Here is a 15,314-nt window from a genome sequence, read left to right on the forward strand (position 1 = left end):
CGCCTCCGGTCCAGGGTGTGGACGTGGCGGAGCGGCGCGTTCAGGACGAGCGGGCGGGCGGTGCTGTGTGTCAGACGCTGCCCAGCGCCGCCTCGCCGGCGGCGCGCATCGCGGCGAGCGGCGCCGGCGTCCGGCCGGTCATCCGCTCGACCTGGAGCACGGCCTGGTGCACCAGGAGGTCGAGGCCGCCGACGACCTCGCCACCGCGGGCCGTCCAGGCGGCCGCGAGCGCGGTCGGCCACGGGTGGTACAGCACGTCGAAGAGCGCGCCCGGCCGCTCCGGCACGAACTCGGCCAGCGCGTCGGTGGCGCCCGCCGGGGTCGTGGCGATCACCAGCGGCGCCTCGAACGCCTTCGCCGCGTCGCCCCAGTCCTCGGTGCGCACCCGCACGGCCAGCCGCTCGCCCCACTCGCGCATCTCGGCGGCGCGCGCGGCGCTGCGCACGTACACGGTGACCTCGCCGGTGCAGATCCGGGCGAGCGCGGCCAGCGCGGACGAGGCGGTCGCCCCGGCGCCGAGCACCACCGCGGACTCCACGCTCGTCACGCCGTGCTCGCGCAGCGCGGCGGCGATTCCGGGGATGTCGGTGTTGTCACCGGTCAGCCGGCCGTCCGCGGTGAAGACCAGTGTGTTGACGGCCTCGACGGAGGCCGCCGTGGCACTGACCTCGTCCAGCAGCGGGATGACCGCGCGCTTGAGCGGCATAGTCAGGGAGAGCCCGGCCCATGGGCCCGGCTCGCCCGTGCCGTCCCGGAGCCCGGCCAGGAAGCCGGGCAGCGCGGCCTCGTCCACCTCGAAGGGGTCGTAGCGCCAGCCGGTCAGACCGAGCTCGGCGTACGCGGCCCGGTGCAGCACCGGTGAGAGCGAGTGGGCGATCGGCGAGCCGAGGACTCCGGCCCGGCGCGGTTCCGGCATCAGCCCGTGCCCTTGCTCTTGTTGAACTCCGCAACGTTCTTCTGGTGCTCGGCGAAGCTGTCGGTGAAGCGCGTGTCGCCCTTCTTGACCGTGACGAAGTACAGCCAGTTGCCCGCCGTCGGGTGCAGCGCCGCGTCGATCGCCTGGTGCCCCGGGTTGCCGATCGGACCGGGCGGCAGCCCCTTGTGCAGGTACGTGTTGTACGGCGACGGGAACTTGGTGTCCTTGGTGGACGTGTTCAGCGTGGAGCGGCCCATGGCGTAGTTGATCGTCGAGTCGAAGCCCAGCGCCATGTCCTTGTCGAGCCGGTTGTAGATGACCCGCGAGACCTTGCCGAACTCGTCGTCCTCCTGCGCCTCGGCCTGGATGAGGCTGGCGATGGTGACGATCTGCAGCGGCGTCTTGTGGACCTTCTTCGCCTCTTCCTCGATGTTGTCCTTGGTGTACTCGGTCTGGGCCTGCTTGACCATGTCCTTGAGCAGCTCGAGCGGCTTGGTGCCCTTGCCGATGCTGTACTTGAACGGGAAGAGGAAGCCCTCGACGTTGCCCTGCGCCCAGGCGGGCAGGCCCAGGTCGACGCCCTTGGCGGCGGCCTGCGTGGTGCCCGCCTTGAGGTCCAGCCGCTTGTCGATCGCGTCGTAGACCTCGGTGCCCCGCAGCCCCTCGCGGAAGATTATGGCGCTCTGCTTCGCGGGGTCCGTCATCATCGTGACCGCCGCCGCCGCCGACATCTCCTTGTGCAGGATGTAGATACCGGCCTGGATGGACTTGCCCTTGGGGTTCTTGCCGGCCGCCGCGGTGAAGGCGTCGACGCTCTTGACCACGCCCGCGGTCTTGAGGATGTTGCCCATGTCCGTGAGCGTCGAGCCCTTGGGAATGTCGACCTGCACGTCTCCGGTGCCCTCGCCCGCGAAGTCGGGCGCCGCGCCGAAGTGGCTCTCGTAGAACTGGTAGCCGAAGTACCCGGCGCCGCCGACGCCGCCGCCGAGGACCAGCAGGACGACCAGGCAGGCGCAGCCGCTGCGGCGCTTCTTGCCCTCTTTCTTGCCGCCCTTGCCGCCGCGCTTGCGGCCGCCGCGACCGGTGTCCTCGGCGTCGTCGCCCGGCTCGTCGTCGTCCGTGCCGTCGGAGAAGAAGGCGTGCGTCTCCGGCTCGGCCTCGGCCTCCCACTCCCCGGTGTTGTCCGGGGCGGACCGCATCGGCTGCTGGGGCTGCTGCTCCGGCGGCTGCCGGCGCTGCGGCTGCTGCGGGGGCGGGTAGCCGTCCTGCCCGTAGAAGTCGGGCTGCTGCTGGGTGCCGTAGGGATCGGCGGGCGGTTGGCCGCCGTAGGGATCGCCGGGGTTGGCACCGTACGGGGCGGACGAACCGCCGGAGGTGTCCCAGTCGTTGTACTGCTGCTGGGGCTGCTGCTGTTGCGGGTACTGCTGTTGCTGCGGCTGCTGTTGCTGCTGGGGGTAGCCCTGCTGCGGGTACTGCTGCTGCGGGTGCTGCTGGGGGTACTGCTGCTGTTGCGGGTGCGACTGCTGCGGGTACTGCTGCTGCGGGTGCTGCTGGGGGTACTGCTGCTGATGCTGAGGGGCCTGCTGCTGCGGGTACTGCTGCTGGGGAGCCTGCTGACCGTCGTACGGATACTGGGGCTGCTGTCCGGTGGCGTAGGGGTCCCAGTCGTCCTGCGGCTGCGGCTGGCGCGGCTGCTGCTGGTAACCCTGATCACCGAAGAGCGGGTCCTCGGGATGCCACGGTTCGGAGCCGGAGCCCCGGCCATAGTCAGTCATCGGTCCCCTTGGTACGCGGGGCGATCGCTTTGTCCGAGTTGACCGCCCCTTGCGAAACGGGCGGCGCCAGGTGGCGCCGCCGTGTCGCGCGGAACGTTACCGTACCGCGATCAGATGACCACTTCGACGCTCTCCCCCGCTGGTTTCCCCGACACCCGTTCGGTCTCGAGGGCGCTCTGGAGGATGACGATCGCGGCGGCCTGATCCACCACCGCACGCCCCTTCTTGGCCTTGACGCCCGACGCCCGAAGGCCCTGGGTGGCGGTGACCGTGGTCATCCGCTCGTCCACCAGCCGCACCGGGATCGGCGCGATGATTTTGGCCACATCCTGCGCGAACGCCCGGACCTTGACCGCCGCGGGGCCCTCGTTGCCGCTCAGCGAGCGCGGCAGTCCCAGAACGACCTCGATCGGCTCGTACTCCTCGATGATCGCCGCGAGGCGGCGCAGCGCCGCCGGGACGTCCCGCCCCGGAACCGTCTCGACCGGCGTCGCGAGGACCCCGTCGGGGTCGCACGAAGCGACCCCGATCCGGGCATCCCCGACATCGACGGCGATACGCCTGCCTCTGCGCACCGTCAGGCCTTCTCTTCGACCAGGCGCTGGACCGCGGCCACGGCCTCGTCCACGGCGGCCGGGTTCTGGCCGCCGCCCTGCGCGACGTCGTCCTTGCCACCGCCGCCGCCGCCGAGCGTCTTGGCGGCGGACCGGACCAGCTCGCCGGCCTTGATGCCGCGCTCGCGGGCGGCCTCGTTGGTGGCGATGACGGTGAGCGGGCGGCCGCTCGCCACGGTGAACAGCGCGACGACGGCGGCCCGGCCGCCCCCGATGCGCTGCCGTACGTCCAGCACCAGCTTGCGCAGGTCGTCGGCGCCGGTGCCCTCCGGCACGGTGCCGGTGACCAGCGCGACGCCCTTGATGTCCTGCGCGCCCTGGGCCAGTCCGGCCGCGGCCTGCAGGACCTTCTCGGCGCGGAAGCGCTCGATCTCCTTCTCCGCGTCCTTGAGCTTGGCGAGCATGCCCGAGATCTTGTCGGGCAGCTCCTCGGGACGGCCCTTCACCAGCTCGGTGAGTTGCGCGACGACCGTGTGCTCGCGGGCCAGGAACTTGTACGCGTCCACGCCGACCAGGGCCTCGACACGGCGCACCCCGGAGCCGATGGACGACTCGCCGAGCAGCTTGACCAGCCCGAGCTGGGCGGTGTTGCCGACGTGCGTGCCGCCGCAGAGCTCCTTGGAGAAGTCGCCGATGGTGACCACGCGGACCCGGTCGCCGTACTTCTCGCCGAACTCGGCGATGGCGCCCTGCTTCTTGGCCTCTTCCATGCTCATGACCTCGGCGGTGACGTCGAGTTCGCGCGCGAGCACTTCGTTGATCTTCTGCTCGACGTCGGTGAGAACCGTGCCGGGTACGGCGGCGGGCGAGCCGAAGTCGAAGCGGAAGCGGCCCGGGGAGTTCTCGGAACCGGCCTGCGCGGCGGTGGGGCCCAGCGCGTCCCGCAGCGCCTGGTGCGTCAGGTGCGTCGCGCTGTGGGCGCGGGCGATGGCCCGGCGGCGCACCAGGTCGATCTGGGCGAGCGCACCGGCGCCGAGGGTGACCTCGCCGACCTGGACGACACCCTTGTGCACGCTGACGCCGGCCACCGGCTGCTGCACGTCGCGGATCTCGATGATCGCGCCGGTGTCGATCCTGATCCGGCCGGTGTCGGCGAGCTGGCCGCCGCCCTCGGCGTAGAACGGGGTGCGGTCCAGGACGATCTCGACCTCGTCGCCCTCGTGGGCGGCCGGCGACGGGACGCCGTCGACGAGCAGCCCGACGACGGTGGCCTCGTTCTGGTTGGCGCTGTAGCCGGTGAACACGGTGGTGCCGGAGCGGTCGGCGACCTCACGGTAGGCCGAGAGGTCCGCGTGACCCTGCTTCTTGCCGCGGGCGTCGGCCTTGGCGCGGTCCCGCTGCTCCTTCATCAGGCGGCGGAACCCCTCCTCGTCCACCGACAGCCCCTGCTCGGAGGCCATTTCGAGGGTGAGGTCGATCGGGAAGCCCCATGTGTCGTGGAGCAGGAACGCCTTGTCGCCGGAGAGGACGGTGCCGCCTGCGGCCTTGGTCTCGCTGACCGCGGAGTCCAGGATGTTGGTGCCGCCGCTGATCGCCTTGAGGAAGGCGACCTCCTCGGAGAGGGCCACGGTCTCGATGCGCTTGCGGTCGGTGACCAGCTCCGGGTACTGCTCGCCCATCGTCTTGATGACGGTGTCCACGAGCTCGCCGACGACCGGCCCGGTGGCGCCCATCAGCCGCATGTTGCGGATGGCGCGGCGCATGATGCGGCGCAGCACGTAGCCGCGGCCCTCGTTGCCGGGGGTGACCCCGTCACCGATGAGCATCACGGAGGTGCGCATGTGGTCGGCGACGACGCGCAGCGAGACGTCGGTGCCGTGGTCGGCGCCGTAGCGGACACCGGTGAGTCCGGTGGCCGTGTCCATCACCACGCGCAGGGTGTCGGTCTCGTACATGTTCTGCACGCCCTGCAGGATCATCGCGAGGCGTTCGAGGCCGAGGCCGGTGTCGATGTTCTTCGACGGCAGCTCGCCGAGGATCTCGAAGTCGTCCTTGCCCTGGCCGGGGCCGCGCTCGTACTGCATGAAGACCAGGTTCCAGATCTCCACGTAGCGCTCGTCGTTGACGGCCGGGCCGCCCTCGACGCCGAACTCCGGGCCCCGGTCGTAGTTGATCTCGGAGCAGGGGCCGCACGGTCCGGGGACGCCCATGGACCAGTAGTTGTCGGCCTTGCCCAGGCGCTGGATCCGCTCGGCGGGAACGCCGACGACCTCGCGCCAGATGCGCTCGGCCTCGTCGTCGTCCAGGTACACGGTGACCCAGAGCTTCTCGGGCTCCAGGCCGTAGCCGCCGTCCACCACGGAGCTGGTGAGCAGCTCCCAGGCGTACTTGATGGCGCCTTCCTTGAAGTAGTCGCCGAAGGAGAAGTTGCCGCACATCTGGAAGAACGTGCCGTGTCGGGTGGTCTTGCCGACCTCTTCGATGTCGGGCGTACGCACGCACTTCTGCACGCTCGTGGCGCGCTCGAAGGGCGGCTTGACCTCACCGAGGAAGTACGGCTTGAACGGGACCATGCCCGCCGGGACCAGCAGCAACGTCGGGTCGTCGGCGATGAGGGACGCCGAGGGCACGACCGTGTGCCCGCGCTCCTCGAAGAAGCGCAGCCAGCGGCGGCGGATTTCTGCCGACTCCATCAGTGATTGTCCTTCCGGTTGTACGACTGCTTGTGCGACTGCTTGTAGGACTGCCGGGGGTGCTGCTGCGGTGCGTCGAGCGCGGGCCTGCGCTGCTCGGGGAGGTCCGCCTCGGCGGCCTCCAGGCCCAGCGCGTCCTTGAGTTCGATCTCGCGCTCGGTCATCCCGGCGCGCACGTCCTGGGCGAACAGACGCAGGCGGGCGCCGGTTTCGAGCGCTTTGTCGGCCGCCGACGCGGCGAGGCTGTCCGGGGAGAGCCTGCGCACCGCGCGGTTGACCTTGGTGGTGGCCCAGACGCCCGCGGCGGCGCCGGTGAAGAACCAGAACAGGCGGCGGAACATGGTGTGTCAGCCCTTCGAACGGTTGCGTCGGCTGCCGCGCCGGGCGGCCGGCAGCGCCTTGCCGACCACGACGGTGCGGGTCTTCCCCGCGCCCTTGGCCTGCAGGCCGACCGCGCGCCGCACCCCGTAGCCGAAGGCGGCGACCTTCACCAGCGGCCCGCCGAAGGTGGAGGCCACGGTCGAGGAGAGCGCGGAGGCGTTGGCGGTCACCTCGGCGACGTCCGCGGTGATCGTGTCGACCCGGTCGAGCTGGGACTGTGCGGAGCGGAGCGCCGAGGTCGCCTCGCCGAGCAGCGGAACCGCCTGTTCGGTGACGTTCGCGACCAGTTCGGTGGTCTTCCTGAGTGTCTGGGACAGCCGGACGAGCGCCACCGCCAGGAACGACACCAGGATCGCCCAGAAGACGGCCACGATCAGGCCGGCCACCTCTCCACCGGACACGTTGCTGCGCTCCCTCACCGTCACCACTTCACACCGACAATCAGCTACCGACCCTATCGCGCCCGGCCTCGGCGTCCGTACCGCATTCCCGGCGCGGCGGGAGCGCCGCAGGGTAGTGCTCCGGGCCCGCGGATGTCGCGTGATTGTACGTTCTGTTCATGACCCCGTACGCTCCGTGAACCATGGACACAGCGGGAAACCTCCCCGCCGAGCTCAACAGCTTCGTCGGGCGGGCCGCCGAACTCTCGGCTCTCGCCGGTCTGCTGGAGCACGCGCGGCTGGTCACCATCACCGGGGTCGGTGGTGTCGGCAAGACCCGGCTCGCGGCGCGGACGGCACGGCGGGTGGCGGGCCGGTTCCCCGACGGGGTGTGGCTCGTGGAGCTGTCCGCCCTGTTCAACGCGGAGTTGCTGGAGCACAGTCTGGCCGAGGCGCTGAAGCTGGCCGACCACACCGGGCGGCCGCCGCGTACGGCGCTCGCCGAGGAGCTGGCCGAGCGCGAACTGCTGCTGGTGCTGGACGGCTTCGAGCATGTGGTGCAGGAGTGCGCGGAACTGGTCGCGGAGCTGCTGCGCCGGGCGCCGGGCCTGCGGGTGCTGGCGGCCGCGCGCCGGCCGCTGGGCATCACCGGCGAGCACACCGTCCCGCTGGCGCCGCTGTCCGCGGCGGCCGCGGACGGTGACGCCGTCCGGCTCTTCGCCGACCGGGCGGCCGCGGTGCTGCCGGGCTTCGCGATCACCGCGGCCAACCAGGAGTCCGCCGTCGAGCTGTGCCGGCGTCTCGACGGCATTCCGCTGGCCCTGGAGCTGGCGGCGGGCCGGCTGCGGGCGCTCTCGGTCGACCAGGTGCTGCAGCGCCTCGACGACCGTTTCCGGCTGCTGACCGGCGGCGACCCCAGCGCGCCGTCCCGCCACCACACCCTGCGGACCGCGATCGGCTGGAGCCACGAACTGTGCTCGCCGGCCCAGCGGCTGCTGTGGGCGCGGCTCTCGGTCTTCGCCGGGCAGTTCGACCTGGAGGCCGCGGAATACGTGTGCTCCAGTGCGGATCTGGCCGCCGGGGACGTCATGGAGACGGTCTCGGAGCTGGTGGCGCAGTCGGTCGTGGTGTACGAGGAGACCGCCGGGGGCGTCGGCTACCGGATGCTGGAGACGGTCCGCGAGTACGGCGCCGGCTGGCTGGAGGCGCTGGACGACACCGCTCGTATGCAGCGCCGGCACCGCGACTGGTACCTCGGGCTGGCCACCTGGTGCGAGCTGGACTGGTTCAGCCCCCGGCAGGCCGAGGTCGCCGCCCGGGTCGAGGCGGATCTGCCCAATCTGCGGCTGGCGCTGGAGTTCAGCCTCAGCGGCGCCGAGGACCCGCACGTGGGCCAGTACCTCGCGGCGACCCTGTGGTTCTACTGGGTGGGCTGCGGGCGGCTGTCCGAGGGGCGGCTCTGGCTCGCCAGGGCGCTGGAGCTGGAGACCGCGCACGCCGAGGCACGCGCGAAGGCGATGTGGGTGTACGGGTACGTGGCCGTGCTGCAGGGCGATCCGGTGTGCGCGCTGGGTGTGCTGCAGGAGTGCCGTGACGAGGCGGAACTGACGGGCAACGCGCCGGCCTCGGCGTACGCGGTCCACCGGCTGGGGTGCCTGGCGCTGCTCTCGGACGACATGGTCAGGGCCGAGGAGCTGATCGGGGCGGCGCTGGACGCCTACCGCGAGATCGGCGAGCTCAACAGCAACGTCCTGATGGCGCAGGTCGAGCTGGCGATGGCGGTCGCCTTCCGGGGCGATCTGGAGCGGGCGGTGGCGCTGAGCGAGGAGGTCCGCGACATCTGCCACGACCACGGCGAGCGCTGGGCCCTGGCCTACGCGCTCTACGTGCTGGGATACGCGGCCTGGCTGGGCGGGGACCCGGCCACCGCGCGCGAACTGGTGGAGGAGTGCCTGGTCATCGACCACGCCTTCCACGACCTGGTCGGGGCGGTGCTCGCGATCGAGCTGCTGGCACTGATCACCGAGGGCGAGGGCGCTCCGTACGAGGCGGCGGTGCTGCAGGGCGCGGCCGGCCGCGTGTGGCGCTCGGTGGGCCTGCGGCTGTTCGGTTCGCAGTTCTTCAACGCGCCGCACGAACTGTGCGAGAAGCGGGCCCGGATCGCCCTGGGGGACGCCGGTTACGAGGCAGGGCTGGCCGAGGGCGCGCGGTTCGGCCTGGACGCGGCGGTGCGGCGGGCGCTGTGCGACCTGCCCGCGGAGCAGTCGGGCCGGCTGGGCACGGTGGCGCGGGCGACCGGCCCCGTTACGCATGAACCCGCCGCCTCCCCTGCCGTGGGCGGCGGGGAGACGGCGGGCTGAGAGTATTCGTGCCCTCGCTGGATCAGCGGGCGTAGTACTCGACGACGAGCTGCTCGTCGCAGATCACCGGGATCTCGCGACGGTTCGGGTCGCGGTCCAGGCGGAAGGCCAGGGCCTGCAGGTTGACCTGCAGGTACTTCGGCGTCTCGCCCTCGCCGGCCCAGCCACCCTCACGGGCGACCTGGAACGGGGTCTTCTCGCGGCTGCGCTCGCGGACCATGACGACGTCGTCGGGGCGCACGCGGAAGGAGGGCTTGTCGACCTTGCGGCCGTTGACCTCGATGTGACCGTGCACGACCATCTGCCGGGACTGGTAGATGGTGCGGGCCAGGCCGGCCCGCAGGACGAGCGCGTCCAGACGGCGCTCCAGCTCGATGATCAGCGCTTCGCCTGTCTTGAGGTCGACCTTCCGAGCGCGGTCGTAGGCACGGCGCATCTGCGTTTCGCTGATGTCGTACTGGGCACGCAGACGCTGCTTCTCGAGCAGACGGGTCTTGTAGTCGCTGTTCTGCTTGCGACCGCGGCCGTGCTCGCCGGGCGGGTACGGGCGAGCCTCGAAGTACTTGACTGCCTTGGGGGTCAGCGCGATGCCGAGCGCACGCGACTTCTTGACCTTGGGACGCGACTGGTTCACGTGGAACGATCCTCCATGTAAATTAGGTAAGGCTTACCTTAGCTGAGGAGATCGCATGATTCGACCCGGGAACCCCATGCCTGCGCACGGTCAGCCGCGCCCCGACGTGGACGATGCGCTCCGGATGCCATCGGCAGCCGAACGCGCGCGAACTCTAGTCGAGGGTAACCCGTCGGCTGTCCTGGTCATTCCCGGGCTGGACCCCGTACTGCCCGGTCAGCTGGTGCCCGAGATGCGCAGCGTCGGCCCCGAGGGCGACGTGTTCATGCTGTTCCCGGCCGACTCCCCTGCCGTCCGGGCCGCCACCCACGCCGAGGCCGACGAGCTGACCGCTGTGTTGGAGATCACCGATGTGGCACCGGTCTCGGTGCCGCACCGGATCCGCGGGCGGGCCTGGATCGCGGGCTGGCTCACCCCGGTGCGCGACGAGCCGGTCGTGCCCGGCACGGCGCTGCTGCGGCTGGAGGTCGGCGAGGCGTCCGTCGACGATCTGTGGGGCGCGGAGCAGGTGGAGCCCGACGAGTTCGCCGACGCCACCGCCGACCCGCTGGCGCCCCACGAGACCGAGCTGCTCCAGCACCTGGCCGCCGCGCACGAGGACCAGGTCGGGTGGTTGTGCGGGCTCGTCGGCGGCTACGGCGGGCGGGGCGCCGAGTGCGCCGGCACCCGGACGGCGGTGCCGGTGGCCCTGGACCGCTTCGGACTGCGGGTGCGCTTCACCGACTCCGACGGCACCTTCGACGCCCGCTTCGACTTCCCCGAACCGGTGCGCGGCCACGAGGAGTTGCACCGGGCGATGCACACCCTCTTCGACGCGGCACGCGCCTCGGCGGACGATCTTCACGGGGCGTAGCCTGATCATCATGTTCGTACTCGACATCACGTACACCGCTCCCGTGGAGCAGGTCGACGCCGTGCTCGCCGACCACGTCGACTGGCTCGACCGGCAGTACGCGGCCGGGGTCTTCCTGGCCTCGGGCCGCAAGGAGCCGCGCGAGGGCGGGGTGATCCTGGCGGTCGCCGGGGACCGGGCCGCGATCGAGGAGATCGTCGCGGGCGACCCCTTCGTCACCGCGGGGGTCTGCGCCTACCGGATCACCGAGTTCATCGCCACCAAGACCGTGCCGGCGATGGCGGAGTACCGCCAGGAACTGCCGGCCTGATCACGGGCTTGATCAACGACCCGGGTCGGGTCCGGCGGGGTCACTCCCCCGACAGGCGCTCGCGGACCCGGTCCAGGATGTCGGCGTACCGGGCCTCCGCGCCGTAGCGGGTGGGCTCGTAGTACTGGCGGCCGTGGATCTCGTCGGGGGCGTACTGCTGGGCGGCGATGGCGCCGGGCAGGTCGTGCGGGTACTGGTAGCCCTGGGCGTGGCCGAGCTTTGCCGCGCCCTTGTAGTGGCCGTCGCGCAGATGCGGCGGCACCGGTCCCGCCAGGCCCTTGCGCACATCGGCGAGCGCCGCGTCGATCGCCTTGTACGCCGCGTTGGACTTCGGTGCCAGGGCGAGGGCGATCGCGGCCTGCGACAGGATGATGCGGGCCTCGGGGAAACCGATCAGCGCGACGGCCTGCGCGGCGGCGACCGCGGTCTGCAGCGCCGTGGGGTCGGCCATGCCGACGTCCTCGCTGGCCGAGATCATCAGCCGCCGGGCGATGAACCTGGGGTCCTCGCCGGCCTCGATCATGCGCGCCAGATAGTGCAGCGTGGCGTCCACGTCCGAGCCCCGGATGGACTTGATGAGCGCGCTCGCCACGTCATAGTGCTGGTCGCCGTCCCGGTCGTACTTGACCGCGGCCCGGTCGACGGCCTCCTCCAGCGTGCTGAGGGTGATCTCCTTCTCGCTCTTGGCGAGGGCCGAGCCGGCGCCGGCCTCCAGGGCGGTCAGGGCCCGCCGCGCGTCCCCGCCCGCGATGCGCAGCAGGTGGGCCTCGGCGTCGGCGGGGAGGGTGACGGCTCCGCCGAGCCCGCGCTCGTGGGTCAGCGCCCGGTGCAGCACGCCGCGCAGGTCCTCGTCGGTGAGCGGCTCCAGGGTGAGCAGCAGCGAGCGGGACAGCAGCGGGGAGATGATCGAGAAGTACGGGTTCTCGGTGGTGGCCGCGATCAGGGTGACCCAGCGGTTCTCGACGGCGGGCAGCAGCGAGTCCTGCTGGGCCTTGCTGAAGCGGTGGATCTCGTCCAGGAAGAGCACCGTCTCCCGGTCGTAACCGCCGGACTGCCGCTTGGCGCTCTCGATGACCGCGCGGACCTCCTTGACACCCGCGGTGATCGCCGAGAGCTCGACGAAGCGCTTGTTGGTGGCCTTGCTGACCACGTACGCGAGCGTGGTCTTGCCGGTGCCGGGCGGGCCCCACAGGATCACCGAGGACGGTCCCGCCGGGCCGCCGCTGCCTTCGCCGACGAGCCGGCGCAGCGGTGAGCCCTGCTTGAGCAGGTGCTGCTGTCCGACCACCTCGTCCAGGACGCGCGGACGCATCCGCACGGCGAGCGGGCTGTTGCCCGGCTCCCTCTCCTGGCGGTCCTCTGCGGCTGCGGTGAACAGGTCGGGCTCCATTCGTCCGAGCCTATGGCACGCCTGTGACAGCGCCCCCGGCCGCGGCCAGCAGCGCCAGCACCAGCCGCGGGTCGGAGCCCATCTCGGGGTGCCACTGCACGCCCAGCGCGAAGCCGGGCCCCGGCAGTTCGACCGCCTCCACGGTGCCGTCCTCGGCGTACGCGCTCACGGTCAGACCGGCGCCGAGGATGCCGACCGCCTGGTGGTGGTAGGTCGGCACCTTCTCCGGGGCCGGGGCGATACGGGCGAGCAGGGTGCCCGGCACCGGTGTCACGAGGTGGTCGGCGAAGACGCCGGGCGTGACGGCGTGACGGTCGTGGCCGACCGTTTCGGGGAGGTGCTGGACGAGCGTGCCGCCGCACAGCACGTTCAGCAGCTGCATCCCGCGGCACACGCCGAGGACGGGCGTGCCCGAGTCGATCGCGGCTCGCAGCACCGCCAGCTCCCACCGGTCGCGCTCGCGCGCCCGGGGTCCGGTGCGCGGATGGCGCGGCTCCCCGTAGAGCGAGGGCTCGACATCGGGACCGCCGGCGACGATGACGGCGTCCATCCTGGCGACCGCCGCGACCGCCACCTCCGGATCGTCCGGCGGCAGCAGGGCGGCGATGCCGCCCGCGGCGCGGACCATGCGGGGGTAGACCGCCGGCAGGAGAACGGCGCTGGCGTCCCAGACGCCCCACCGGGCGGTGTCGAGATAGGTCGTGACGCCGACCAGCGGCTGCTCGGGCATGAACTGATCCTCCTGGATGACGGGGTCGATTGTGGCGCGGACACGGCTGCCGGCAAAGGTTTGAACGAATACCTTTATAGCTGTCGCGGAGATGCGCAAGCCCCCGCGGCGGCCCGACGGGCCTGCCCGCCGGCCGCGGCCGGATCAGGCGAGGAAGCCGCGCAGCAGGGCCGCGGTGCCCTCCGCGTGCTCGCGCATCACCGCCGCGGCGACCGCCTCCTCGCCGCCGAGGATGGCCTCGACCAGCGCGGTGTGCTGGCCCTGGGAGTGTTCGAGGTTGCGCACCAGGATGGGGATGCAGTCCAGGAGTTCGTTGACCTGGGCGCGTACCGCCGCGTACTGCGTGGCCAGCGACGGGGAACCGCAGAGCTCGGCGATGGTCAGGTGCAGCAGGGTGTCGGCGCGCCGGTAGTCGGCGGTGGCCGCGTCACCCGTCTCGCGCAGCCGGCGGCGCAGCAGGGCCGTCTGCTCGTCGGAGAGTTCGGTGCGGGCGCACAGCCCGGCCGCACCGACCTCCAGCACCTCGCGGAAGCGCAGCACGTCGTCGAGGCCGCCGGCGCCCAGCCCGGCCGCCCTGCGGCGCAGCTCGTTCTCCGCGGCCGCCCGGCCCGGGCCGTGGGAGGGCGGCCGGTTGCGGACGAAGGTGCCGCCGTGCCGGCCGCGGCGGGTCTCGACCAGCCCCTGCTCGTGCAGGACCTTCAGCACCTCGCGCAGGGTGACCCGGCTGATCCGCAGCCGTTCGGCGAGTTCGCGCTCGGCGGGCAGCCGCTCACCGTCGGGCACCAGGCCCAGCCGGACGACCTGGAGCACCTGCTCCAGCGCCTCCTCGAAACCATTGCCGCCGCGGACCGGCCGCAGCACCGGGGCGAGCGGATCCACGGAGATTTGACGCTCGCTCATGCGCGGACCTCTTCCCAATCAATGGTTCCAACCCATACCTTAGTGCTCCCGTCCGATCCGAGAGGACCTCCCTCGTGGCCGATCGCACACCCCCCTTGTCCGTCGACGCCCTGCGCATCCTCGTCGAAGCGGGGAAGATCCACACCGTTATTCTGGGCTTCGCCGATATGCAGGGACGGTTGCAGGGCAAACGATTCGCCGCGCCGTTCTTCCTCGACGAGGTGCTCGCCCACGGTACCGAGGGGTGCAATTACCTGCTCGCCGTGGACGTCGATCTGAACACCGTCGACGGCTACGCGATGTCCTCCTGGGAACGCGGTTACGGCGACTTCGCCATGCACCCCGACATCAGCACCCTGCGCCACGTCCCCTGGCAGGACGGCACGGCCCTGCTCGTCGCCGACCTCGCCTGGAACGACGGCTCGCCGGTGGTCGCCGCGCCCCGGCAGATCCTGCGCCGCCAGCTGGGCCGGCTGGCCGAGCAGGGCTGGACCGCCCATGCCGGCACCGAGCTGGAGTTCATGGTCTTCCGCGACACCTACGAGCAGGCGTGGGACGGCGGCTACCGCGGCCTGACCCCCGCCAACCAGTACAACGCCGACTACTCGGTGCTCGCCACCTCCCGCGTCGAGCCGCTGCTGCGCCGGATCCGCAACGAGATGGCCGGGGCGGGCCTGACCCCGGAGTCCGCCAAGGGCGAGTGCAATCTCGGCCAGCACGAGATCGTCTTCCGCTACGACGAGGCGCTCGTCACCTGCGACCAGCACACCGTCTACAAGACCGGGGCCAAGGAGATCGCCGCCCAGGAGGGCGCCTCGCTCACCTTCATGGCGAAGTTCAACGAGCGCGAGGGCAACTCCTGCCATATCCACCTCTCCTTGCGGGACGAGGCGGGACGCCCTGTCATGGCGGGCGAGGACGGGGAGATGTCGCCCGTCATGCGGCACTTCCTGGCCGGGCAGCTCGCCGCCCTGCGCGACTTCTCCCTGTTGTACGCGCCCAACATCAACTCGTACAAGCGTTTCCGGCCGGGCTCCTTCGCCCCCACGGCGGTCGCCTGGGGCGTCGACAACCGCACCTGCGCGCTGCGCGTCGTCGGGCACGGCGCCTCGCTGCGCCTGGAGAACCGCGTCCCGGGCGGCGACGTGAACCCGTACCTCGCCGTGGCGGGCATGGTCGCGGCCGGTCTGTACGGCATCGAGCACAAGCTGGAACTGCCGGCGGCCTGCGCGGGCAACGCCTACACCGCCGACTACGAGCAGGTGCCCGGCACCCTGCGGGAGGCCGCCGAACTGTGGGCGGCCAGCCCGATCGCGCGGGCGGCCTTCGGCCAGGACGTCGTCGACCACTACAGCAACATGGCGCGGATCGAACAGGAAGCGTTCGACACCGCCATCACGGACTGGGAGCGGTTCCGCTCCTTCGAGCGGATGTAAGG

Annotated in this window: 14 protein-coding genes; 4 read left to right on the plus strand and 10 right to left on the minus strand. The window is 71.5% G+C overall.

Going from position 1 to position 15,314, the window contains the following annotated elements:
- Positions 1-70: 70 nt before the first annotated feature.
- From AC07DC_RS18135 to AC07DC_RS18160, 6 genes are all read right to left on the minus strand, one after another.
- Positions 71-916, minus strand: coding sequence for a shikimate dehydrogenase (locus tag AC07DC_RS18135; RefSeq protein WP_478915411.1), 846 nt, complete (start codon positions 914-916; stop codon positions 71-73).
- A complete protein-coding gene (gene mltG, locus AC07DC_RS18140; RefSeq protein ID WP_478915412.1) occupies positions 916-2,691 on the minus strand; it encodes an endolytic transglycosylase MltG in 1,776 nt (591 codons plus the stop codon). Before mltG ends, AC07DC_RS18135 begins: the two co-directional genes overlap by 1 nt.
- A 110-nt stretch (positions 2,692-2,801) precedes the next feature.
- A complete protein-coding gene (gene ruvX / locus AC07DC_RS18145; RefSeq protein WP_478915413.1) occupies positions 2,802-3,266 on the minus strand; it encodes a Holliday junction resolvase RuvX in 465 nt (154 codons plus the stop codon).
- 2 nt (positions 3,267-3,268) lie between these two features.
- On the minus strand, positions 3,269-5,938 hold the full coding sequence (gene alaS / locus AC07DC_RS18150) for an alanine--tRNA ligase (RefSeq protein WP_478915414.1): 2,670 nt from the start codon (positions 5,936-5,938) through the stop codon (positions 3,269-3,271).
- A complete protein-coding gene (locus AC07DC_RS18155) occupies positions 5,938-6,279 on the minus strand; it encodes a DUF6167 family protein (RefSeq protein ID WP_478915415.1) in 342 nt (113 codons plus the stop codon). The genes alaS and AC07DC_RS18155 overlap by 1 nt, the downstream gene beginning before the upstream one ends.
- A gap of 6 nt (positions 6,280-6,285) precedes the next feature.
- Positions 6,286-6,720 carry a DUF948 domain-containing protein gene (locus tag AC07DC_RS18160; RefSeq protein ID WP_478915416.1) on the minus strand — a complete coding sequence of 145 codons (435 nt, stop codon included), beginning with the start codon at positions 6,718-6,720 and terminating at the stop codon, positions 6,286-6,288.
- Positions 6,721-6,902: 182 nt separating this feature from the next.
- On the opposite strand from AC07DC_RS18160, the gene AC07DC_RS18165 reads away from it, so the two are divergent.
- On the plus strand, positions 6,903-9,059 hold the full coding sequence (locus AC07DC_RS18165) for an ATP-binding protein (protein ID WP_478915417.1): 2,157 nt from the start codon (positions 6,903-6,905) through the stop codon (positions 9,057-9,059).
- Between the two features lie 22 nt (positions 9,060-9,081).
- Here the strand turns inward: AC07DC_RS18165 and rpsD are convergent, their stop codons facing one another.
- Complete coding sequence (rpsD, locus tag AC07DC_RS18170) at positions 9,082-9,693, minus strand: 30S ribosomal protein S4 (RefSeq protein WP_138352618.1); 612 nt, start codon at positions 9,691-9,693, stop codon at positions 9,082-9,084.
- A gap of 124 nt (positions 9,694-9,817) precedes the next feature.
- Between rpsD and AC07DC_RS18175 the strand changes: the two genes are divergently transcribed.
- Both AC07DC_RS18175 and AC07DC_RS18180 read left to right on the plus strand, forming a co-directional pair.
- Positions 9,818-10,546: a DUF2470 domain-containing protein gene (locus tag AC07DC_RS18175; RefSeq protein ID WP_478915605.1), complete on the plus strand. Its 729-nt coding sequence runs from the start codon at positions 9,818-9,820 to the stop codon at positions 10,544-10,546.
- 10 nt (positions 10,547-10,556) lie between these two features.
- Positions 10,557-10,856, plus strand: a complete 300-nt coding sequence (locus AC07DC_RS18180) for a YciI family protein (RefSeq protein WP_478915418.1) — start codon at positions 10,557-10,559, stop codon at positions 10,854-10,856.
- 40 nt (positions 10,857-10,896) lie between these two features.
- Here AC07DC_RS18180 and AC07DC_RS18185 read toward each other — a convergent pair whose 3' ends face one another.
- The 3 genes from AC07DC_RS18185 to AC07DC_RS18195 form a co-directional block, all read right to left on the minus strand.
- Positions 10,897-12,246 carry a replication-associated recombination protein A gene (locus AC07DC_RS18185; protein WP_478915419.1) on the minus strand — a complete coding sequence of 450 codons (1,350 nt, stop codon included), beginning with the start codon at positions 12,244-12,246 and terminating at the stop codon, positions 10,897-10,899.
- A gap of 10 nt (positions 12,247-12,256) precedes the next feature.
- A complete protein-coding gene (locus AC07DC_RS18190) occupies positions 12,257-12,976 on the minus strand; it encodes a gamma-glutamyl-gamma-aminobutyrate hydrolase family protein (RefSeq protein WP_478915420.1) in 720 nt (239 codons plus the stop codon).
- A gap of 144 nt (positions 12,977-13,120) precedes the next feature.
- The gene (locus AC07DC_RS18195) at positions 13,121-13,876 is read right to left on the minus strand and encodes a FadR/GntR family transcriptional regulator (protein WP_478915421.1); all 756 of its coding nucleotides are present in this window, start codon (positions 13,874-13,876) and stop codon (positions 13,121-13,123) included.
- 74 nt (positions 13,877-13,950) lie between these two features.
- Here AC07DC_RS18195 and AC07DC_RS18200 point away from each other — a divergent pair, with 74 nt between their 5' ends.
- Complete coding sequence (locus tag AC07DC_RS18200) at positions 13,951-15,312, plus strand: glutamine synthetase family protein (RefSeq protein ID WP_478915422.1); 1,362 nt, start codon at positions 13,951-13,953, stop codon at positions 15,310-15,312.
- The last annotated feature ends 2 nt before the right edge of the window (positions 15,313-15,314 follow it).

This window comes from Streptomyces sp. NPDC045021 (genome assembly GCF_056432645.1).